20 protein-coding genes are annotated in these 20,952 nt (G+C 67.0%); 12 read left to right on the plus strand and 8 right to left on the minus strand.

The annotated features are described in order from the left end of the window. The 4 genes from Q0Q48_RS22445 to Q0Q48_RS22460 all read left to right on the plus strand — a co-directional run. A partial coding sequence (locus tag Q0Q48_RS22445) for an FAD-binding oxidoreductase (protein ID WP_295142910.1) occupies window positions 1–683 on the plus strand: 683 nt, incomplete at its 5' end. Then, a complete protein-coding gene (locus Q0Q48_RS22450) occupies window positions 664–957 on the plus strand; it encodes a (2Fe-2S)-binding protein (RefSeq protein WP_295142912.1) in 294 nt (97 codons plus the stop codon). The genes Q0Q48_RS22445 and Q0Q48_RS22450, both read left to right, overlap by 20 nt. After that, complete coding sequence (locus Q0Q48_RS22455; protein ID WP_295142915.1) at window positions 954–2,363, plus strand: FAD-dependent oxidoreductase; 1,410 nt, start codon at window positions 954–956, stop codon at window positions 2,361–2,363. The genes Q0Q48_RS22450 and Q0Q48_RS22455 overlap by 4 nt, the downstream gene beginning before the upstream one ends. A 1-nt stretch (window position 2,364) precedes the next feature. Beyond that, window positions 2,365–3,480, plus strand: a complete 1,116-nt coding sequence (locus tag Q0Q48_RS22460) for an FAD-dependent oxidoreductase (protein ID WP_295142917.1) — start codon at window positions 2,365–2,367, stop codon at window positions 3,478–3,480. A gap of 13 nt (window positions 3,481–3,493) precedes the next feature. Here Q0Q48_RS22460 and Q0Q48_RS22465 read toward each other — a convergent pair whose 3' ends face one another. The 3 genes from Q0Q48_RS22465 to Q0Q48_RS22475 form a co-directional block, all read right to left on the minus strand. Then, a complete protein-coding gene (locus tag Q0Q48_RS22465; RefSeq protein WP_295142918.1) occupies window positions 3,494–4,429 on the minus strand; it encodes a glutathione S-transferase family protein in 936 nt (311 codons plus the stop codon). Further along, window positions 4,426–5,223 carry a phytanoyl-CoA dioxygenase family protein gene (locus tag Q0Q48_RS22470; RefSeq protein WP_295142920.1) on the minus strand — a complete coding sequence of 266 codons (798 nt, stop codon included), beginning with the start codon at window positions 5,221–5,223 and terminating at the stop codon, window positions 4,426–4,428. The genes Q0Q48_RS22465 and Q0Q48_RS22470 overlap by 4 nt, the downstream gene beginning before the upstream one ends. Window positions 5,224–5,304: 81 nt before the next feature. Next, window positions 5,305–6,309 (minus strand): 2-oxoglutarate and iron-dependent oxygenase domain-containing protein, encoded by a 1,005-nt coding sequence (locus Q0Q48_RS22475; protein WP_295142923.1) that lies wholly within the window; start codon window positions 6,307–6,309, stop codon window positions 5,305–5,307. Window positions 6,310–6,467: 158 nt separating this feature from the next. Here Q0Q48_RS22475 and Q0Q48_RS22480 point away from each other — a divergent pair, with 158 nt between their 5' ends. Then, window positions 6,468–7,637, plus strand: a complete 1,170-nt coding sequence (locus tag Q0Q48_RS22480) for an alpha-hydroxy acid oxidase (RefSeq protein ID WP_295142926.1) — start codon at window positions 6,468–6,470, stop codon at window positions 7,635–7,637. Between the two features lie 86 nt (window positions 7,638–7,723). Then, a complete protein-coding gene (locus Q0Q48_RS22485; protein WP_295142929.1) occupies window positions 7,724–8,518 on the plus strand; it encodes a ZIP family metal transporter in 795 nt (264 codons plus the stop codon). Window positions 8,519–8,541: 23 nt separating this feature from the next. Here the strand turns inward: Q0Q48_RS22485 and Q0Q48_RS22490 are convergent, their stop codons facing one another. Continuing rightward, entirely contained in the window at window positions 8,542–9,432 is an 891-nt protein-coding gene (locus tag Q0Q48_RS22490; RefSeq protein ID WP_295142934.1) for a LysR family transcriptional regulator, read from the minus strand. A gap of 211 nt (window positions 9,433–9,643) precedes the next feature. Here Q0Q48_RS22490 and Q0Q48_RS22495 point away from each other — a divergent pair, with 211 nt between their 5' ends. The 5 genes from Q0Q48_RS22495 to Q0Q48_RS22515 are packed head-to-tail and all read left to right on the plus strand — an operon-like array spanning window position 9,644 to window position 13,681. Then, window positions 9,644–10,435 carry a transporter substrate-binding domain-containing protein gene (locus tag Q0Q48_RS22495; RefSeq protein WP_295142937.1) on the plus strand — a complete coding sequence of 264 codons (792 nt, stop codon included), beginning with the start codon at window positions 9,644–9,646 and terminating at the stop codon, window positions 10,433–10,435. Window positions 10,436–10,474: 39 nt separating this feature from the next. Continuing rightward, window positions 10,475–11,125: an amino acid ABC transporter permease gene (locus Q0Q48_RS22500; RefSeq protein WP_295142940.1), complete on the plus strand. Its 651-nt coding sequence runs from the start codon at window positions 10,475–10,477 to the stop codon at window positions 11,123–11,125. After that, on the plus strand, window positions 11,122–11,754 hold the full coding sequence (locus tag Q0Q48_RS22505) for an amino acid ABC transporter permease (RefSeq protein ID WP_295142944.1): 633 nt from the start codon (window positions 11,122–11,124) through the stop codon (window positions 11,752–11,754). The genes Q0Q48_RS22500 and Q0Q48_RS22505 overlap by 4 nt, the downstream gene beginning before the upstream one ends. After that, window positions 11,747–12,541 (plus strand): amino acid ABC transporter ATP-binding protein, encoded by a 795-nt coding sequence (locus Q0Q48_RS22510; protein WP_295142946.1) that lies wholly within the window; start codon window positions 11,747–11,749, stop codon window positions 12,539–12,541. The genes Q0Q48_RS22505 and Q0Q48_RS22510 overlap by 8 nt, the downstream gene beginning before the upstream one ends. Before the next feature lie 24 nt (window positions 12,542–12,565). Beyond that, window positions 12,566–13,681: an alanine racemase gene (locus Q0Q48_RS22515; RefSeq protein ID WP_295142951.1), complete on the plus strand. Its 1,116-nt coding sequence runs from the start codon at window positions 12,566–12,568 to the stop codon at window positions 13,679–13,681. A gap of 116 nt (window positions 13,682–13,797) precedes the next feature. Here the strand turns inward: Q0Q48_RS22515 and Q0Q48_RS22520 are convergent, their stop codons facing one another. Together Q0Q48_RS22520 and Q0Q48_RS22525 are read right to left on the minus strand one after the other, a co-directional pair. Beyond that, window positions 13,798–14,988, minus strand: coding sequence for an acetyl-CoA C-acyltransferase (locus Q0Q48_RS22520; protein ID WP_295142953.1), 1,191 nt, complete (start codon window positions 14,986–14,988; stop codon window positions 13,798–13,800). Window positions 14,989–15,100: 112 nt separating this feature from the next. After that, a complete protein-coding gene (locus Q0Q48_RS22525) occupies window positions 15,101–17,194 on the minus strand; it encodes a 3-hydroxyacyl-CoA dehydrogenase NAD-binding domain-containing protein (RefSeq protein ID WP_295142955.1) in 2,094 nt (697 codons plus the stop codon). Between the two features lie 181 nt (window positions 17,195–17,375). On the opposite strand from Q0Q48_RS22525, the gene Q0Q48_RS22530 reads away from it, so the two are divergent. Beyond that, a complete protein-coding gene (locus Q0Q48_RS22530) occupies window positions 17,376–18,380 on the plus strand; it encodes a tripartite tricarboxylate transporter substrate binding protein (protein ID WP_295142957.1) in 1,005 nt (334 codons plus the stop codon). A gap of 3 nt (window positions 18,381–18,383) precedes the next feature. Here the strand turns inward: Q0Q48_RS22530 and Q0Q48_RS22535 are convergent, their stop codons facing one another. Both Q0Q48_RS22535 and Q0Q48_RS22540 read right to left on the minus strand, forming a co-directional pair. Further along, window positions 18,384–19,769 (minus strand): amidase, encoded by a 1,386-nt coding sequence (locus tag Q0Q48_RS22535; protein WP_295142960.1) that lies wholly within the window; start codon window positions 19,767–19,769, stop codon window positions 18,384–18,386. A 41-nt stretch (window positions 19,770–19,810) separates the two neighbouring features. Next, complete coding sequence (locus Q0Q48_RS22540; protein ID WP_295142962.1) at window positions 19,811–20,899, minus strand: mandelate racemase/muconate lactonizing enzyme family protein; 1,089 nt, start codon at window positions 20,897–20,899, stop codon at window positions 19,811–19,813. Window positions 20,900–20,952: the final 53 nt, after the last annotated feature.

The following is a 20,952-nucleotide window of genomic DNA, read 5'->3' on the forward strand; positions in this document are numbered from 1 at the left end:
GCGGCAGCTTCTGCGAACTGGACGGGCACGTGAATTCGCTGCGCCTGTTCCGCACGCTGCATGCTGCGCTCAATGCCCGCGGCGTGACCTACCTGCCGAGCCATCGCGTCGAGGCGATCACCAAGGAGGCGGGCGAGTTCCGGCTCGCGACGCCCCACGGCGAAATCCGCGCAGCCAAGGTGGCGCTGGCGGCGGGCAATGCCAACATGCGCCTCGCGCCAATGGTCGGCCTCGACTGTCCGATGAAGCCGGAGCGCGGGCAAATCGTGGTCACCGAGCGGCTGCGACCCTTCCTCGACCATCCGGTCGTCACCCTGCGCCAGACCGACGAGGGCACGGTGATGATCGGCGACTCAAAGGAAGAGAGCGTCGATCCCAGCGGCCTGACGATCGGCGTCAGCGCGACGGAAGCCGAGCGCGCCGTGCGCCAGTTTCCGCTGCTTGCCAATGTGAACGTGGTGCGTACCTGGAGTGCTATCCGCGTCATGACCCAGGACGGTTTCCCGATCTACGACGAGTCGAAGACCCATCCCGGCGCCTTCACCGTGTGCTGCCATTCCGGCGTGACTTTGGCTGCCAACCACGCACTCACCATCGCGCCGATGATCGCGCGCGGCTCCCTCGACGCCTCGCTCGTCGCTCCCTTCAGTGCCCGGAGGTTCCATGTTCAAGCGGCTGGCTGACAGCAGCCCAGCGGTCGGCATCACCGTCGACGGCAAACCCATCTCGGCACGGGCAGGCGACACGGTCGCAGCGGCCCTCATCGCCGCGGGCATCGACCCTTGCCGCACGACACCCGTCACCGGCGCGCCGCGTGCGCCCTATTGTCTGATGGGAGTGTGCTTCGACTGCCTCGTCACGGTCGACGGCGTCGGCAGCCGCCAGGGCTGCCTGATCCCGGTGCGCGAGGGCATGAAGGTCGAGACCCAGCTCGGGCGCCGGGAGGCCGGACGATGATTGCTGCGGCGGACCTCGCTTCGTCGTACGAACTCGTCGTTATCGGCGGGGGGCCGGCGGGTCTCGCAGCGGCCGCGCTGGCCGCTCGGGCCGGCGTCTCGACGGTGCTGTTCGACGAGAATCCTGGCGTCGGTGGTCAGATCTATCGCGCTATCACGTCCACGCCGGTCACGGACCGCGCGATCTTGGGCGACGATTACTGGGACGGTGCGAAGCTTGCCGACGAAGCAAAGGCCAGCGGCGCGCTGATCGTCAATGGCGCCACGGTGTGGAGCCTCGACCGGCAGCGGCTGGTCGGTGTCTCGATCGGCGGCAAGGCGCGCGTGATCGAAGCTGGCCGGGTCATCATCGCCACCGGCTCACAGGAGCGGCCGTTCCCTGTTCCCGGCTGGACACTGCCGGGCGTCATGACGGCGGGCGCGGCGCAGACCGCGCTGAAGGCGCAGGGCCTGGTTGTCGGCGGCCGAACCGTGATGGCCGGGAGCGGTCCGCTGCTGTGGCTGCTGGCGGCGCAGACGCTGCGGGCGGGCGGCAAGATCGACGCGATCCTCGACACCACGCCGCGACGTAACTGGCTGCAGGCGGTCTTCCACCTGCCCGATTTCGCGCTGTCGCCTTACTTCGCCAAGGGTCTGGCGCTGTTGCGTGAGGTCCGGGCCAGGGTGCCGGTGCATCGCGTCGATGCGATGGAGGCCGTGGGCACCGACCGGGTCCGCGAGGTGGTCTTCTCCGGCGCCGGCGGCACGCGACGCCTGCCCGTCGATCTGCTGCTGCTGCACCAGGGCGTCGTGCCCAACGTCAACCTCGCCAATGCGGCTGGCGTGGCGCATGTCTGGAACGACCGCCAGCTCTGCTTCGTACCGGTGCTCGATGCCGACTTTGGCAGCTCGGTGCCGGGCATCGCGGTGGCCGGCGACGGGGCGGGCATTGCGGGCGGCACCGCCGCCGCCGAGCGCGGGCGCATCGCCGCCATCGCGGCGGTCCGCGCGCTCAAGCCCGGTGCCGTCGTGCCGGACACACAGGCGATCCGCCAGAGGCTGCAGCGCGAGGAGATGGGGCGCGCCTTCCTCGACTGGCTGAACCGACCGGCCGATGCCTTCAGGATGCCCGAAGGCGAGACGATCGCCTGCCGTTGTGAGGAAGTCACCGCGAAGCAGGTTCGCGACACGGCGAAGATGGGCTGCGAGGGACCGAACCAGATGAAGGCCTTCCTGCGCTGTGGCATGGGGCCCTGCCAGGGAAGGCTCTGCGGCCTCACCGTCACCGAGCTGATCGCGGCGGAGCGCAAGACCAGCCCGGACGAGGTCGGCTACTACCGCCTGCGCCCGCCGGTGAAGCCGATCACCCTGGCCGAACTCGCGTCGCTGCCGATCAGCGAGGCCGAACGCAAGGCCGTGGAGCGCTAGGATGGCCCGCACGGCCGATGTCGTGGTCATCGGCGGCGGCATCCACGGCTGCTCGACGGCGCTTCATCTGGCGCTGCGCGGCCTCAAGCCGATCCTGATCGAGAAGGACTATGCAGGTCGCCACGCCTCGGGCGTGAATGCCGGCGGCGTGCGGCAGCTGGCTCGCGACCTGCACGAGATTCCGCTGTCGATCTCGTCGATGGACGTCTGGGAGCGCATCGAGGATTTGGTCGGCGACAATTGCGGCTTCGAGGCCCACGGCACCGTGCTGGTGGCGGAGAGCGAGGCCGAACTCTCGGGTTTCCGCGAGCGTGTCGACGATCTCCGCTTGCGCGGCATCGAGCATGAGGAGCTGATCGACGCCGCCGAGCTGCGGCGCCTCGTGCCGGCGGTGTCGGAACGGTGTCCCGGCGGCGTGGTCTCGCGCCGCGACGGGGCTGCCGATCCGTTCCGAACGACCCAGGCCTTCCGCCGCCGAGCGGTCGAGAAGGGGGCGGAGGTGGTGGAGGGCGTGACCGTCACCGGCCTGTCGAGGAGCGGCGCCAACTGGCGGGTCGAGACGAGCGCCGGCATTTTCGAAGCGCCGAAGATCGTGAACGCGGCCGGCGCCTGGGCGGACCGCATCGCCGCCATGCTGGGCGAGCCGGTGCCGCTCGCCGTCGTGGCGCCGATGCTGATGGTGACCAGCCGCCTGCCGGCCTTCATCAAGCCGGTCGTGATCCTGCGCGGCCGCAAGCTCTCCTTCAAGCAGCTCGGCAATGGCACCGTCGTGATCGGCGGCGGTCATCTCGCAACGCCCTGGCGCGACAGCAACGAGACGGTGCTCGACTGGGAGAAGCTCGCGATCAGCGCCCGCACTGTCTGGGAGCTGTTCCCCGCGATGCACGAGGCCACGATCGTGCGCGCCTGGGCCGGCATCGAGGCCTACATGCCGGACGGCATACCCGTGGTCGGCCGCAGCTCGACCTCGGAGGGCGTGTTCCACCAGTTCGGCTTCTCGACCCACGGCTTCCAGCTGGGCCCGGGGACGGGCGCAGTGATGGCGGAACTCGTGGCGACCGGCTCGACCAACACGCCGATCGATGGGCTGAGCATCGAGCGGTTTGCCGCGAAGTAAGAGCGAGGAACCTTTAGGTCATTGGTCGCCAATCATATCCCAGCCGCGGAAAGTGCACCGCGATCAGGCCGGCCTCGTCGTTCTCGTGCAGCAGCGCGATCTCGTCGGCATCGATGAAGTGCACCTCGCCCTCGATCCAGTCCCTGGCATTGTCGGAGGCCCGAACGCGGGCGCGTTGGCCGGGCAGGGGATCGCCTTCCTGGGGCTCCGAGGGGCGCGGCGTCGACGGCGTCGCGGCCCGTGCCTCCGCCAGCGCAGCGTCGGCCTCGATGTTCGTCCGGTGTCCATGCCCGATGGCTGCCATACGGTCGCGCCAGGCAAGCAGGCGCGGATAGGCATTCAGCACCTCGCGGCAGTCGATGTGACGACCGCGGAAGAACCAGACGACGTGATAGGTCGCGAAGTCGGCGATGCAGGGCTGGTCGCCGAGCAGGTAGGGCCGCCCGTCCACCAGCATGTCGGCGATCCATTTCACTTGTGGCCGCACGAGCTGGAGGTTGCGGAAGGCGGCCTTGCGAACGGCCTCGATGGAGGGCAGCGGCAGGCCGTGCAGCTTGGCGCGGTCGGTGTGTAGCCCTTCGGGCATGTGGTCGGCATTGATGCCCGAGACGTAGAGCGCAGTCGGTCGCATGAACTGCTGCTCGGCCCACCAGGCGATGGCGTCGGCCATGCCCGAGGTATTCGGCGGGTAGAAGGTCGGCTGCGGCACGCGCCGTTCCAGTTCGCGCGCGATCAGCTTCGTGTCGCACCAGACATCGGCACCATCCTGCAGCACCGGCGTGCGGCGATAGCCGCCCGTCAGCGGCGTCAGCTTGGGCTTGGGCGCGATCGGCGGAATCTCGACCGCCCGCCAGGTGAGGCCTTTGAAGCCCATCATCAGGCGTGCCTTCTCGGCAAAGTTCGAGAAGTCGTACTGATGCAGGATCAGTGACGGTGGAACCGAACTCACGCCGCCTTCAGGACGCCGTCGTCCGCCTCGAGGGGAAGGGGATTCCAGTTGCGGGACACCACCCAGTCGGGCCGTGGGTTCTCGCCCAGCTGTGGCCTGTTCGCGACCGTGTTGCACGAGACGTAGATGTGCCAGCGATCCTCGGCCGAGAGATTGTGGCCCGAGGCGTGCAGCACGTTGCAGTGGAACAGAACGCAGGTTCCGGCCCGGCCGGTGACGGCCACGGGCTCGGGCGAGCTCTTCAGGATCTCGATCATGCGCTGCTTCGGCATCGCCCAGAACTTGTAGGAGGTCGACTCGTCGTAGACCGGTTCGATGCGGCCGAGCTTGTGGCTGCCGGGAATCAGGTAGAGCGCTCCGCCCATCTCGGTCGTGTCGGTCATCATCAGGTTGAAGGTGGCCATGTCGGGTTGCCGGCAGCCGTCGCGCATCCACGAGCCATAATCCTGGTGCCACTGCCAGACCGTGCCCTCGATGGCCGGCTTGGTGTTGATCTTGGTATGATAGACATAGACGCCGTCGTCCTTCAGCACCTGCTGCACCGGCCGCAGGAGGCGCGGCGTTCGGACCAGCGCATGGAAGGGCTTCGAGCGGGTCGCGCCATCCTCCTCGTGAACACGGAAGATCGTTCGAACGCCCCCGGTATGCTCGCGCACGACCTCCTCGCTGTCGATACCAGAGAGCCGGGCGACCTCGCGGCGCAGCACCGCCACTTCGTTGCGATCGAATAGGTCGGGGAACACGAGGAAGCCGTCGCGATCGAACTGCTCAATCTGCTGGTCCGTCAACTCCATGACGCGGCCTCCCTTGCTGCTCTTCGGCGTTCGGCCGACGCTAACCCAAGGGTTCGGTGCGGAGTAGAGAATTTGTCCGCGTCAGGCGGCGGTGACGATCGGCGCCGCCGTGCGGGCGAAGCGGGCGTTGCGATAGGCCGCGACGGTCACCGGCGGATATTTCGCCGGACGGTCGGCCGTGGCGCATCCCGGCAGGCATTCGATCTTCGCGTCGTAGGCCGGCGCCACGAAGTAGGCGATGGACAGGCGCCGCGCGCCGCCGCCAGAGCGCGGATTGGCGACCCGGTGCAGGGTCGAGCGGAAGCGGTCGTTCGACCAGCGCATCAGGAGATCCCCGATATTTACGATGAAGCCATCCTCGACCGGGGGCGCCTCGTGCCATGTGCCGTCGAGATCGCGCACTTCGAGGCCGCCGTCGGCGGCTTCGTTCTTGAGGATCGTCAACATGCCGAGATCGGTGTGTTCGCCGGCGCGCAGCTGTCCGGGTCGGGGTAGCTCGCGCTGCGCCGGATAGTTGAGCGCCCGCAGCATGCTGCAATGGCGTGCGAGCGCCCCCGCGAACCAATCCTCCGGCAGGCCGAGCGACAGGGCGAAGATGCGGCTGATCGTGTCCTGCAGGCCTTCCATCGCCGACCAGTAGGCCCGCCAGCCGGCCTCGAAGCCGGGCACGTCCGTGGGCCAGAGATTGGGGGCGTAGTTCGGATAGGCGCCGGGTGCTTCGTGGTACCAGGGATCGTCCGCCGGAACGTCGAGAGGCCCGATGGCGAACACCTCCTTGTAGTCGGGCGGGGTCTCGTTGCCGGCCAGCCGCGCCAGGGTCTCCGTGCCCTCGGCGTGATAGGCGCGGTTCTGCTCCGGCCGGGGGCGCGCAACGACCATCTTTCGGGGCGCAGGCAGGTCGAAGAAGTCCCGCGAGACCGAGCGCATCGCCCCGATGGTTTCGTCGAGGACACGATGTCCGACGATGGCGAAGAAGCCAGTGGATTCGCAGGCCAGACGGACCCGGTCCGCGACGGCCCGGCGGCCGGACGCTCCCCCCTCGAACCACGGCTCGAGATCGACGATGGGAAATGAAAAGCCTGCCATCCGGTGCCCCGTTCGCGATTTCAGCCGAAGGCAGCAAGCGGCATGCCAGTGGCGACCGGTACGGACGCGGGGCGGAACGGGGCTCTGGCCGGAGTCGCGAAAGCGGGTCAAACTGTTGCAAACGAATGGCAGCGGCCGACGGATCGAGGAGTGAGACGATGGACGGCGTGGTGAACATCGATGATCTGCGCAAGCTTGCGAAGAAGCGCCTGCCCAAGATCGCCTATGACTTCATCGAGGGCGGCACCGACGACGAGGTCGGCCTCGTCACCAACGAGCAGGCCTTCCGCAAGGCGCGCATCGTGCCGCGCTACCTGGTCGATGTCTCGGTGCGCGACCAGTCCACCACCCTGTTTGGCCGCACCTATTCCAGCCCCATCGGCATCGCGCCGACCGGCCTCGCCGGGCTGTTCCGCCACGGCGCCGACCTGATGCTGGCCGAGGCGGCGCGCGACGCCAACGTGCCCTTCATCATGTCTGGCTCCAGCACCGGCTCGATCGAAGATCTCGGCAAGCTGGCGCCCGACCATGGCTGGTACCAGCTCTATTCCGCCAAGGATCAGGCCGTCTCGGAGGACATGATCAAGCGGTCGGCCGACGCCGGCTTGCGGACCCTCGTCTTTACCGTCGATGTGCCGGAGGGCTCCAACCGCGAGCGCAATACGCGCAACGGCTGGTCGCGTCCGCTCAAGCTCACCTGGAAGACCAAGTTCGAGGCGCTGCTGCATCCGGCCTGGATGATGCAGTGGTTCCGTCACGGCACGCCCTATTTCGACAACTGGGCCAAGTATGCCGGCCCCGATGCGACGGCCGACAAGGTGGCCGACATGGTCGCCTACCAGAATCGCGCGCCGATGACCTGGAAGCATGTCGAGCGCTTCCGCGAACTGTGGAAGGGCAACTTCGTCCTCAAGGGCATCATGCATCCCGACGATGCGATCCGCGCCCACTCGCTGGGCGTGGACGGCGTCATGGTCTCCAACCACGGCGCTCGCCAGCTCGACCTGGCGCCGTCGCCGCTCGAGGTGCTGCCCGCGATCCGCGACGCGGTCGGCGACAAGATGACGGTGATGTTCGACGGCGGCGTCCGCCGCGGCCTCGACGCCATCATCGCCCTCTGCCTGGGCGCCAAGTTCGTGTTCGTCGGCCGGCCGACGCTCTACGGCGTGACGGCGGGCGGCGTTGAGGGCGCCAAGACCGCGCTCGGCATCTTCCGGCGCGAGGTCGACATCAGCATGGCTCAGATCGGCGCCACCAAGATCTCTGATCTCGGCCCGCAGTTCATGATGTGGAAGGACGAGGAGGATCTGCGCCGCAACCGGCGCTGATCGACCTATACTCAGGGCCATGTTGCGCTTCGGCGCGAGGTCGCGCTCTCTCGCCAGACCGGGTTCGTTCTGGTGAGGGAGTCCAGATGCTTGCCGCTTTCGTTTCGTCGTCGCCGATCCTGGCCGGTGCCCTCGCCAGCCTGTGCGCGGGCCTCACGACCGCGATCGGTGCACTGCCGATCCTGTTCATCCGCAGGCTCTCGGTGCAGGCGCAGGATGTCATGCTGGGCTTCGCCGCCGGCGTGATGCTGGCGGCCTCGTTTTTCTCCCTGATCATTCCCGGCATCGACGTGGCGCAGGAGCAGGGGGCGACCAAACTAGGCGCCGTCATCCTGGTGATCGCCGGGATTCTGTTCGGGGCCGCCAGTCTCTGGCTGGTCCATCGCTACGTGCCGCACGAGCATTTCATCATGGGCCGCCAGGGACCCGACGCGCCACGCTTCCGGCGCATCTGGCTGTTCGTGATCGCCATCACCCTGCACAACTTTCCCGAAGGGCTGGCCGTCGGGGTGGGCTTCGGCGGCGACGATCCCGGCAAGGCCATCGCGCTGGCCATCGGGATCGGTCTGCAGAACATGCCGGAGGGGCTGACCGTCGCCGTGGCACTGCTCAGCCTGAACTACGGCCGGGGACAGGCTTTCTTCGTGGCACTGCTGACGGGGCTCGTCGAACCGATTGGCGGACTGCTGGGATCAGGTGCGGTCACCATCGCGCAATCGCTGCTGCCGTGGGGCCTGGCCTATGCCGGCGGCGCGATGATCTTCGTCATCAGCGACGAGATCATCCCCGAAGCCCACCGCCGCGGCTTCGAGAACCACGGCACGGTCGGCCTGATGATCGGCCTCGTGGTGATGATGTTCCTCGACGTCATGCTGGGGTAGATGAAACGAGTTTCTTCCGGTGATCACGGAAGCGGTTCGGCAAATGCCTCGCGTCGGACCTCGTCGCGCAGCGTCTCGATGAAGGCGTCGGCGATCGCGCCGCCGTTGGGTGGCCGGGCGCGGCGCAGGAGGCCGACTTCCCGATGGAACGTATCGGCGCCGAACTCGAATTCTCGCACCAGCCCGGTGAACTCGCCCAGGGCTGTTCGCGGGATGATGGCGACGCCCACGCCGCTCGCGACCAGGGTGATCATCGTGTCGAGATAGTCGACCCAGATCGTGTCGCGAAGGGGCACGCCCATGCGCGACAGGAAGTCGTCGATCTGCACGCCGGCACTCCATGAGAGGTCGTAGCCCATGAAGGTGTGCATCGCCATGGCCTCGCGCCAGGTGCCGGCGCATGTCGCGGCAGGCGCGATCAGCACGAACGGTTTGCGGAACAGCGGGATCCAGCGGATCGTGCGCAGCAATGGCAGGTTCGGAAGGACCGAGGCGGCCAGGTCGAACTCCTCGCGTTCGACATCGCCGGCCATCGGGCCTTCGCGGCGAATGAGCCGGATCGTGACCGCGGGATGGGCGCGCCGGAAGGCGACGAGCGCGCGGGCCATCAGGCTGTTGTGGACCGAGGTGATCGTGCCCACCCGCAGGCTGCCCCGGAGCTGGCCCGCGCCATGCCCCGTGCGCATGCGATCGGTGATCTGCAGCGCTTCCTCGGCGAGCGGTCGCAGCGCCTCGCCCGCGGCGTTGAGGGTCGCCGACCGGCCGGTGCGGTGGAAGAGCTGCACGCCGGTGAAGTCCTCGAGCCGATGGATGTGATCGCTGACCGCTGATTGCGTCATGCCGAGGTGCCGGGCGGCGGCGGTGAACGTGCCCCAGCGGCAAACCGCGAGGAAGGTCTGGAACTCCCGCAGCATCGGCGATTCCCTGTGTAGTCCCAGTATCGCCAATGGCGATGCTCAGCATGGGATTAACGCGCTTTGCCCTGCTGGCGCAACATGTTGAACTCTTCCGCAGGGGAAATTTTCTGCGTTTGGGGAGTAGAATATGGGTCTTTGCCGCTCGCTGCTAAGATGGGTGCGCTTCGAGCATCGCACTTCGCTTTGCTTCTCTCTCGTTTTGGGTTTCGTGACGCTTGCTGCCGGGCTGAGCGCTGCGCAGGCGGAGGAATCGCGGCTCGACGCCATCCTGAAGCGCGACAAGCTGATCGTCGCCGTGAGCAACAGCACGATGCCCACCGGCTTCATCGACGAGAACGGTACCCATACCGGATTCGAGATCGAATTTGCCCGCCTGCTCGCCAAGTCGATCCTGGGCAGCCCCGACAAGATCGAGTTCGTCGTCGTGAACGCGGCCGGGCGGTTCCCGGCGGTGCTTTCTGGTCGTGTCGACTTCGGCATCGCCTCGGCCACCATCTACCCCGACCGCGCCGTGCGGCTGGCCTTCACGCGACCGTACATGGACTCGACCACTTTCGTCGTCGTGCCGAAGGGCTCTCCGATCAAGAAGATCGAGGATCTCGACAGCGCGGACGTTGTGTTCGGCGCCACCAACACCGCCGCGATGATCGATCGTGCTAAGCGCTACGCCCCCAAGGCCAAGGCGATGTACTTCGATACCGATAGCGCTGCGTTCCAGGCGCTGAAGAGCCGGCGGGTGGGCGCCGTGCAGGCCGATTCGGCCGCGGCCGAATTCCAGGTCGCCCGTTCCAATGGGGCCTGGGTCAAGCTGCCCGGCCAACTCGGCAGCCTGAACGGCAATGCGCTGTTCATGAAGCCTGGAGACTTCCAGCTCTGGCTCTGTCTCGACACCATCGTCGGCGAATACACGCATGGTTCGCGCTACGACGAATACGAAGCGCTCTATCGCAAGTGGTTCGGCGCCGCGCCGCCGCCGGCACGCTTCTATTCGGCGAAGTGACCCCGTCTGTCCGCTGATCCGATCTTACCCACGCGTTCGATGGACACCGCCTTTCTCCTGCGCATTCTCCCGGTCCTGCTGGAAGGGCTGGAGATCACCGTGGCGCTGACGGCCCTCGCGCTGGTCGGCGCGGCGATCGGCGGCCTCGTCGTGGTCGCCGGCCGGCGCAGCCGTTTCGCCGCGGTGCGTGCCGTGACCATCGCCTACATCGACGTGATGCGGAACACGCCGGTCCTGGTGCAGATCTTCATCCTGTATTTCGGCCTGCCCGAGATCGGACTCTACCCGGAGGCGTTCGTCTGCGGCGTCATCGCGCTGGTCCTGCAGAACAGCGCCTATGCCGGCGAGATCTACCGTGCGGGTATCGAGTCGGTGAAGCGCACGCAGACCGAGGCTGCACTGTCGCTCGGCATGATGCCGCGCCGGGCGCTGTTCGACATCGTCCTGCCGCAGGCGCTGCGCCGCGTTCTGCCTGTGCTCGGCAACCAGGCCGTCGTGATCCTGAAGGACAGCTCGATCGCTTCGACCATTTCGGTGACCGAGCTGACGCAGGCCGGCAAGCTGCTGCTCGATCGCAGCGCCGCGCCCTACGAGACCTTCTTCATGATGGCGGCGCTCTATCTGGCGATGGCGGCCATCATCCTTGCGGCGATGAGATTGCTGGCCTGGCGCTTCCCGGTCCGCACATGAAGCTGACCGTTCTCACCTACATGGCCTGGGGCGCGAGCGTCACCGTGATGCTCGCCGTCGCCGTGATCCTGCTGAGCTCGGTGCTCGGCATGGCCCTGGCGCTCACCCGGCTTTACGCCTGGCCGCCGCTGCGCGTTCTGGCGGCGGGATACGCACTGGTCACCCGCGGCATTCCGTTGCTGGTCCTGCTGATCGGCTGCTATTTCAGCCTGCCCTATCTCGGCATCACCCTGCCGGTCTATGCCGCCGCCATCGTGGTGATGGGCTTCTATTTCGCCGCCTACATGGGCGAAGTGTTCCGCGGCGCCCTCATGGCGGTGCCCCGGACGCAATGGGATGCGGGTCGCAGCGTCGGCTTCCGGAGCCTGCAGAACTTCAGCATCGTCATCCTGCCGCAGGCGCGGCGGCTCTGCGTGGCGCCGTTTCTCAACACCTCGCTTTCCGTCGTGAAGAACACGTCCCTGATCAGCGCCATCGGCGGATGGGAGCTGTTCTCGACCGGTCGCGAGATCGGCGAGCGCACGGGCGAACTCATGCCGGCCTATCTCGGTGTCGCCGCCGGCTATTACCTGATCTGTTTTCCGCTGGCGCGGCTGGCGAGCTACGTGGAGCGCCATTCGCATGCCTGAGCCTCTCCCAGAACCTCTCGTCGTCATCGACAGGGTCGGCAAGTCGTTCGGCGCCAACCGGGTCCTGAAGGAGGTTTCGCTCTCCGTCGGCAGGGGAGAAGTAGTGACGCTGATCGGGCCGAGCGGCTGCGGCAAGACCACGCTCCTGCGCTGCGTCAACTTCCTCGAAACCTACGACAGCGGCGCGATCAGCATCGAGGGCGAAACCGTCGGTATCCGCCTCAGCGCCGATGGCAGCCGCAAGCCGCGTCCCGACCGCGAGGTCGCCGCGATGCGCGCCCGCGTCGGCATGGTGTTCCAGAGCTACAATCTCTTTCCGCATCTCACCGTGCTCGACAATCTGACGGTGGCGCCGGTCAAGGTGCGCGGCTTGCCGCTCAGGCAGGCGCGGGAGAAGGCGATGGCGCTGCTCGAGCGCGTCGGGCTTTCCGAGAAGGCGGCACAGTATCCGGCGGCGCTCTCGGGTGGTCAGCAGCAGCGCGTCGCCATCGCGCGCACCCTGGCAATGGAACCTCACCTCATCCTGCTCGACGAGGTTACCTCGGCACTCGATCCGGAGCTGGTGGGCGAGGTGCTGGATGTCGTGCAGTCGCTCGCCGCCGACGGCATGACCATGATGATTGTCACCCACGAGATGCAGTTCGCCAGAGAGGTTTCGAGCCGCGTGGCCTTCATGGCGTCCGGCGAGATCGTCGAACTTGCGTCGCCCGCCGACCTGTTCGGCAGCCCGAGGAGCGACCGCCTGCGCTCCTTTCTTGCCCGCTATAAGGCGGCGCACCGCATTTAGCCAACCCTTTCCAGGAAAGACATGATGCACGCCCAACGCCCCACCTGGTGCGAGATCGACCTCTCGGCCATCAGGCACAATCTCGCCACGCTGGGCGAATTGGTCGGCCCGAAGGTCGGCGTGTTCGTCTGCGTCAAGGGCGACGCCAGCGGCTGCGGCGACATCGAGGTGGCCCGCACCGCCGAGCAGGCGGGCGCGGCCGGTGCGGCCTTCGGCAACCTCGACCGTGCGATGGCCGCGCGCCAGGCGGGCGTTCGCCTGCCGATTCTGCTCTATCCAACCTGCCTGCCCGATACCGCGCCGGCGCTGGAGGCGCACAACCTGATGCCGACGCTCTCGACGCTCGAAGACGTGGCCGCCTGGTCGTCGCATGCCAAGTCGCTGAAGGTGTTCCTCAAGCTCGACGGCGGCGGGTTTCGCGCCGGGGCTTTCCCTCATCATGCGCCAGCGGTGGCGCGCGCCATCGCCGACAGCAACACGCTCGAACTGGCGGGCGCCTACGGCCACCCCATGGCGTCCTACGGTCCGGTCGATCCCGTCTATACCGACGCGCAGGTCAATTCCTGCATCGACGCGCTGCAACGTATCGAAGCGGCCGGCATCGACGTTCCCGTCCGCATGGTGTCGAGCTCGGCCATCATCCTCAGCCATCCCGACGCCGACCTGAATGCCGTCGATCCGGGACGCCTCGCCATCGGCCAGAGCTTTCCCGCGGCCCCCAGGCGTGAGCGTGTCTGGCGCCACGCGCTGGCGGGCCTGCGCAGTCATCTCGTGATGGTGAAGTCGCTCGACGATATCGGCGACGTCATGCCCGCACCGTTCCTGCCGCGCCGGCCCGGCATGAAGATCGGCCTCGTGCCTTACGGCTGGTCTGATGGTTATCCGCGCAAGATCCCGGAGAACGCGACGGCACTGCTGCATGGCAAGCGCGTGTGCCTGCTGGGACCGACGCATTCGGAGTTGCTGCGCGTCGACCTGACCGACGTGCCCGAAGCCGAGCTCGGCGACGAGGTGGTTTTTCTCGGCCGCCAAGGCAGCGAGGAGATCGGCCTCGATGAGCTGGCCGCGCAATGGAAGGTCGGCGTTTCCGACCTGTACGGCGCCATCGGCAAGTCCGTGAGGCGCCACTACATCCGGTAGGCCGGCCCCGCGAGCCACCATCCGGAACGAAATCGGCCGCCCCTGACAGGGGCGGCCGAGCTCTTCATTCGGTCTCTACAGCTGTGCCGGAGATCGCCACCGGCGAGCTGTGATGTTCAGTGCACGACCTCGAACAGGCCGGCGGCACCCATGCCGCCGCCGATGCACATGGTCACGACAACGTTCTTGGCCTTGCGGCGACGGCCCTCGATCAGGGCGTGGCCGGTGCAGCGGGCGCCGGTCATGCCGAACGGATGGCCGATCGAGATCGAGCCACCGTTGACGTTCAGCTTCTCGTTGGGAATGCCGAGCTTGTCGCGGCAGTAGAGGACCTGAACCGCGAAGGCCTCGTTCAGCTCCCACAGGTCGATGTCGTCCATCTTGAGGCCGAACCGCTTCAGCAGCTTCGGGATCGCGTAGACCGGGCCGATGCCCATCTCGTCCGGCTCGCAACCGGCGACGACCAGGCCCTTGTAGATGCCGAGCGGCTTCAGACCGCGCTTGGCGGCTTCGGCGTCGCTCATGATGACGGCGGCGGAGGCGCCGTCGGAGAGCTGGCTGGCATTGCCGGCGGTGATCCACTTGTCGGGGCCGGCGACCGGCTGCAGCTTGGCCAGGCCTTCGAGCGTCGTCTCGGGACGGTTGCCCTCGTCCTTGGTGAGCTTCACCGTTTTCCGAGTGGTCTCGTTGGTGTTCTTGTCGGTGACCAGCATCGTGGTCTCCATCGGCACGATCTCGTCATCGAACTTGCCGGCCTGCTGGCCCGCCGCGGTGCGCAGCTGGCTCTGCAGCGAGTACTCGTCTTGCGCCTCGCGGCTGATGCCGTAGCGCGCGGCGACCGTGTCGGCCGTCGTGATCATGGCGTGGTAGATGCCCGGCACATGCTCCTGCACCCACGGGTTCACCAGGCGGTTCTTGTTGCCACCCGGCGGGCCCTGGACCAGCGACACCGACTCGAGGCCGCCGGCGATCATCACCGGCACCTTGTCGACCAGCACGCGCTGCGCGGCCATCGAGATGGTCTGCAGGCCCGACGAGCAGAAGCGGTTGACGGTGACACCCGAGACGCTCACCGGCGCTCCGGCGCGGATCGCCGAGACGCGGGCGACGTTGGAGCCCGTGGTGCCCTCCGGCGCGGCGCAGCCCAGGATCACGTCCTCGACCTCGCCCAGCTCGACCTTGGCGCGCTCGGCGGCATGCTTGATCACGTGAGCGCCCATGTCGGCACCGTGCGTGTCGTTGAAGATACCGCGGAACGCCTTGCCGATCGGCGTGCGGGCGGTGGAGACGATTACTGCATCAGCCATTTGAGTTTCCTTCCAACTAGAACCTTTGTTGTTGCCTTCCCCCTCCCGGCCTCCCCCGTCTGACGGGGGAGGTGCCCGAAGGGCGGAGGGGGAAAGCCCCGAACGCGTTGCCTCAGACGCTAGAGAACTTCTTGCCTTCCTGCACCAGCTTCTTGAGCAGCGGTGCCGGCTCCCAGAACGGGTCGCCGGACGCGTCGCGGTACTTCAGCAGCGCGTCGTGGATCGTCTTGAGGCCGACCACATTGTCGGCCCACCACATCGGGCCGCCGCGATAGACCGGCCAGCCGTAGCCGTTGACCCAGATCACGTCGATGTCGAGCGAGCGCTGGGCCATGCCTTCCTCGAGGATCTTGGCGCCCTCGTTCACCATCGGGTAGAGCGCGCGCTCCAGGATCTCCTGGTCGGAGATGGCGCGGCGCGTGATGCCTAGCTTCTTCGAGGTCTCCTCGATGATCTTCTCGACCTCGGGGTCGGGGATCGGCGTGCGGTCGGGCAGGTTGTACTTGTAGTAACCCGCGCCGGTCTTCTGGCCGAAGCGGCCCAGCTCGCAGATCGCGTCGGCGACGTAGCCGGTGTAGCGAACGTTGCGCTTTTCCTTCTCCTTCTTGCCCTGGCGGATGCGCCAGCCCACGTCGTTGCCGGCGAGGTCGCTCATCGCGAAGGGGCCCATCGGGAAGCCGTAGTCGTAGATCACCTTGTCGATCTGCTGGGGAAGGGCGCCTTCCTCCATCATGTAGGCCGACTGCACGCCCCTCATGCGCAACATGCGGTTGCCGACGAAGCCCTCGCAGACGCCCACGAGGACCGGGATCTTGCCGATCTTCTTGGAGAACGACATGACCGTGGCGATGACGTCCTTCTCGGTCGCCTTGCCGCGCACGTTCTCCAGCAGCTTCATGACGTTGGCCGGAGAGAAGAAGTGCATGCCGATCACGTCGCCGGGCCGCTTGGTGTAGGAGGCGATCTGGTTGACGTCGAGGCCGGAGGTGTTGGTGGCCAGGATGGCGCCGGGCTTCGCGACCTCGTCGAGCTTCTTGAAGACGGTTTCCTTGACTTCCATCGTCTCGAACACCGCCTCGATGATGACGTCGGCGTCCTTGAGATCGTCGTAGTTCAGCGTCGGCTTGATCAGCGCCATGCGCTTCTCGACGTCCTCGGCCTTCAGGCCGCCGCGCTTGGCCGTGTTCTCGTAGTTGGTGCGGATGGTCTTGAGGCCGCGATCCAGCGCTTCCTGGCTGGTCTCCAGCAGGGTGACCGGGACACCGGCATTGGCGAAGTTCATGGCGATGCCGCCGCCCATCGTGCCGGCACCGATGATGCCGCCGGTCTTGATCTCGCGCTGCGGCGTGTCAGCCGGCACGTCCTTGACCTTGGCCGCCTCGCGCTCGGCGAAGAAGTAGTAGCGCTGCGCGGCCGACTCGCTGGAGGTGAGCAGCTCGGTGAACAGCTCGCGCTCGCGCTTCATGCCCTCGTCGAACGGCAGCTCGGCGGCGGCCTGAACGCACTTGATGATGTTCCATGGCGCCTTGAAGCCGCGCGCCTTGCGGGCAATCGCCTTCTCGGTTTCGGCGAACAACTCCGGCGACTCGAGCGTCACGGTGAGGTCGCGGACGCGGCGCAGCGGCGCCTTCTGGGCCACCAGCATCTGGGCGTGGGCGATGGCGCCCTTCAGCAGGTCGCCCTCGACGATGGCGTCGACGATGCCCTTGCTCTTGGCCTCGGCGGCCGGGATGTGACGGCCCGAGAGAATGGCGTCGAGCGCGTACTTGGCGCCCGTCAGGCGGGGCAGACGCTGTGTGCCGCCGGCACCCGGCAGCAGGCCGAGATGCACCTCGGGCAGTCCCATGCGCGTCGTCGGCAGAGAGACACGGTAGTGCGCGCCGAGCGCCGTCTCGAGGCCGCCGCCCAGCGGCGTGCCGTGGAGCGCGGCCACGATCAGCTTGGGCGAATTCTCCATGGTGGCGATGACGTCGTTCAGGTTCGGGCCCGACGGCGGCTTGCCGAATTCGCGGATGTCGGCGCCTGCGATGAAGGTGCGGCCGCCGCCGATCAGCACGATGGCATCGATGTTCGAATCGCGGCCGAACGCCTCGACGCCGTCCTTGATGCCGGCGCGCACCGCCGCGGCCAGCGCATTCACTGGCGGATTGTTGATGGTGAGAATTCCGATGCGCCCCTCTGTGGAGCGAATGACTGCGTCGGACATGGACGTTCTTCCCTGAGTGAAACCCGTAACGGACGGGTGGTCTTAGCAAGCTCTGGCTGCCCCGCCCAGCGGCCTTGCGTTTCGCCGTGCGGAGATAGGTGCAGTTACACAGCCTAGCTCCTGACAAAGTCAGCCGCTATGCATCGCCCCCTAAAAACGAAACTGGGAGGCTATGAAAAAAATGACCAATGCAACGACCACCCGTCGCGGCCTGCTGCGGGCCGGTGCAGGTGCGGGCCTGATCGTCGCCGCGCCGTCGATCGTGCGTGCGCAGGGGGCCGCCTGGCCGAACAAGCCGATCACCATCGTCGTCAATTTCCCGGCCGGCGGTCTCACCGACGGCATCGCCCGCGCCTTCGGCCAGTCTGTCAGCCAGGCAACGGGTCAGCAGGTGATCGTCGACAACAAGCCCGGCGCCAGCGGCAACATCGGGGCCGCCCAGGTCGCGCGCGCCCCGGCCGACGGCTATACGTTCCTGCACTCGGTCTCGAGCACGCTCATTCAGAACCGGGTGATGTTCAAGACGCTGGGCTTCGACCCCGACAAGGACTTCACCGTCGTCTCGGGCACCTCGTCGGGCGTGCTGCCGGTGGTCGTGCACAAGTCGCTGCCGGCCGAGGTCAAGGACCTCAAGTCGTTCATCGAATACGCCAAGAAGAACAAGGTGAACTTCGGATCGTGGGCGCTGGGCTCCTCGGCGCACGTCTTCGCGGAGACGCTGAAAGACAAGTACGGACTCGATATCGAGATCGTGACGTACAAGGGAGAGGCGCCGATGTGGCAGGACATGGGCGCGGGCCAGCTTCAGGCCGCGATGGGCAGCCCGCAGGCGATGAACGCCCTGATCGTGAAGGGCGACGTGCGTGGCATCGTCGCGCCGTCGAAGGTTCGGGCGCGCGTGTTTCCCAACGTGCCGACCTCGCAGGAGCAGGGGTTCGACAATGACGCCTTGACCGTATCGGGCTGGCTGGCGCTCGCCGCACCGGCTGCCACGCCGAAGGATATCGTCAAGCGGATGTCCGATCTCTGGGTGGCGGCCGCGGACTCCGAGCCCGGCAGGAAGATGATGGACAGCTTCGCCCTCGTGGAGAAGCCTATGCCCCACGAGGAAGTCATGATCGACTATGAGCGCCTGAAGAAGACGCTCATTCCGCGCATCGTCGCGCTCGGCATCCAGCCGGTCTGACGATCAGGCCGAGACCCGCTTCAGGGTCTCGTCGAACCAGCGCGCGAGGCCGGTCATGCGGGCGTCCTCGTGCTTCTGGCCCATCAGCTGCAGGCCGACCGGCAGGCCGCCGACGCTCATCAGCGGAACCGTGACCACGGGCGCGAACAGCATCGAACTCGGCGCATTGAACACGAAGTCGCCGGTCGGACGCGGCGCCAGGGGCTGGCCCGGCACGTCGCCCGACCAGAGCGGCGCGGGTCCGGGACAGGCGAGCGTGATCACCGCATCGGCGAGCGGGGCCATGGTCGCATGCAGGCGCTGGGCATTCTCGCGTGCCAGCAGCGCCATCCGGTAGTCGTCCAGCGTCATCGCCTCGGCCCTGGCGAGCGCCGCCTTCGTGCGTTCGCTGACGCCGGTGGGATTGTTGTCGACGATGCCGCGCTGACCCCAGCGGTTCTCCCAGCCCGTCACGCCGCCGCAGATGGCGCGGCCGTTGGCGATCGACTTCTCGAGCGCCTCGACCCAGGGATGATCCTTGCGGAAGATCAGTTCGACGCCGGCATCGCGGAGCTGTTTCAGCACGCCGTCGAAGGCGGCCTTGGTCGCGTCGTCGACCTCCACCCAGCCCTCGGTCTCCAGCACGACGAGGCGGTTGGGCTTCACGGCGGCGGGCAGGGTGGAGGGGCCCATCAGGCCGACCTCGCCGCGGTCGCCGCCGGCGCGTCGCGCGATCTCGATCGCGACCTGCCACGTGTCCTGCAGCGAGTTGGCGTGCGGCCCGTGCGTGCTCTGGCTGGTCGCCTGGCGTTCGCCGCGATTGATGCCGCCCTGCGTCGGCTTCAGCGCGAAGTTCCCGCAATAGGCGGCGGGCCTGATGATCGAGCCGCCAACCTGGGTGCCGATGGCGGCCGGCACCATGTTCGCACCCACGGCAGCTGCCGAGCCCGAGGAGGAGCCGCCCGGCGTACGCGTCGCGTCGAACGGGTTGGTCGTGGCGCCGGGATGCGCGCCGCCCAGTTCGGCCGTCACCGTCTTGGCGAGGACGATCGCACCGGCTTGGCGCAGCGCCCAGACGGCGGCATTGTCGCGCTTGGGGAAGTTGCCCTTGAAAGCCTCGCAGCCCATCTGCGTCGGCATGTCCTTGGTTTCCAGCAGGTCCTTGATGGCGATCGGCAGGCCGTCGATGGAGGAAAGCGGCTTGCCTTCTTTCCAGCGCGCGGTACTGGCATCGGCCGCTTCACGCGCGCCTGCTTCGTTGATCGCGGTAAAAGCCTTCACCACCGGCTCGCGTGCCGCCACGGTCTCCAGGCAGCGTTCGAGATAGGCACGTGGCGTGTCGCTGCCGTCGGCGAAGCGCTTCGCTGCATCGTGGAAGGTAAGCGGCTTGAAATCACTGTACGCGGTCATCGTCGATCGGTCCCCTGTTGAGGACCCGACCCTATCACGCGTCAGCGCACCCGATAGCGCTCGATCGCGTCGGGATCGAAGGTGAAGCCGAGGCCGGGGCGATCGGGCACCGCGATGCATCCATCCTCGACCCCAACCGACTCGCGATAGAGCTTGGAGGTCCAGGGCATGTATTCCAGCCAGGTCGTGTTGGCGAAGGCGCCGAGGATGCCGATGCTCTGCTGCGTGAAGAGATGGTTGGAGATGGCGATATCGTGTGCCGCCGCGAGATGCGCCACCTTCACGAACTCGCTGACGCCGCCGACGCGGCCCAGATCGGCCATCCAGATGTCGGCAGCATCGTGCGCCAGCATCTCCCGGAAGCCGTAACGCGTCGCTTCGGTCTCGCCGCTGGCGATGGGCGTATCGAGCGCCGCCGCAACCTTCGCTGAACCGCGATGATCGTAGGGCGCTACCGGCTCCTCGAACCAGGTGAGGTCGAATTCCTCCAGTTTGCGGCCAAGCCGGATCGCGTGGTCGGCGGTGAAGCCGCGGCTGGCATCGCACATCAGCGCGACCTTCGGCCCAATCGCCTTGCGCACGGAGGCGACCCGTTCGACGTCTTCCTCGAGGTGCTTCTTGCCGACGCGCATTTTCACTCCGCGAAAGCCTTCGGCCACGTAACCGGCGGCTTCCTTCGCCAGCTCGTCCGGCGTCGCCGACAGCCACAGGCCGGCGCTGGAATAGACGGGAATGCGATCGTGCGCGGCGCCCAGCATATGGGTGACCGACTGGCCCAGCGCCTTTCCCTTGGCGTCCCACAAAGCGGTGTCGACGCCGGCAAGGCCGAAGATCGTCACACCCTTGTGGCCGAGGAAGTAGAGTTCTCGCCACATCCGTTCCCAGAAGCGCTCGGCGTAGCGGATGTCTTCGCCCAGCAAGGCGGGTTTCAGGCTGTCGACCATCGCGCGCAGCACCTCGATGCGCCGTCCACCCAGGGTGAACAGGAAGCTCTCACCGGTGACGCCGATGTCGGTGTCGACGAATATCAGAACGGCGCCGATACGGTCGTTGCTGACACCGCTCGAATTGCGCGTCGGGCGGTCGAGCGGCACCTCGACAAGGGTCGTCCTGAGATCTGTGACGCGCATGCCCGTTCTGCTCCCTTTGGATCACCGGGTTCCACACCGCCCCGTCACGAAAC

Origin of the sequence: uncultured Reyranella sp., assembly GCF_945957355.1 — a bacterium.
In the GTDB taxonomy this organism is placed as follows: domain Bacteria; phylum Pseudomonadota; class Alphaproteobacteria; order Reyranellales; family Reyranellaceae; genus Reyranella.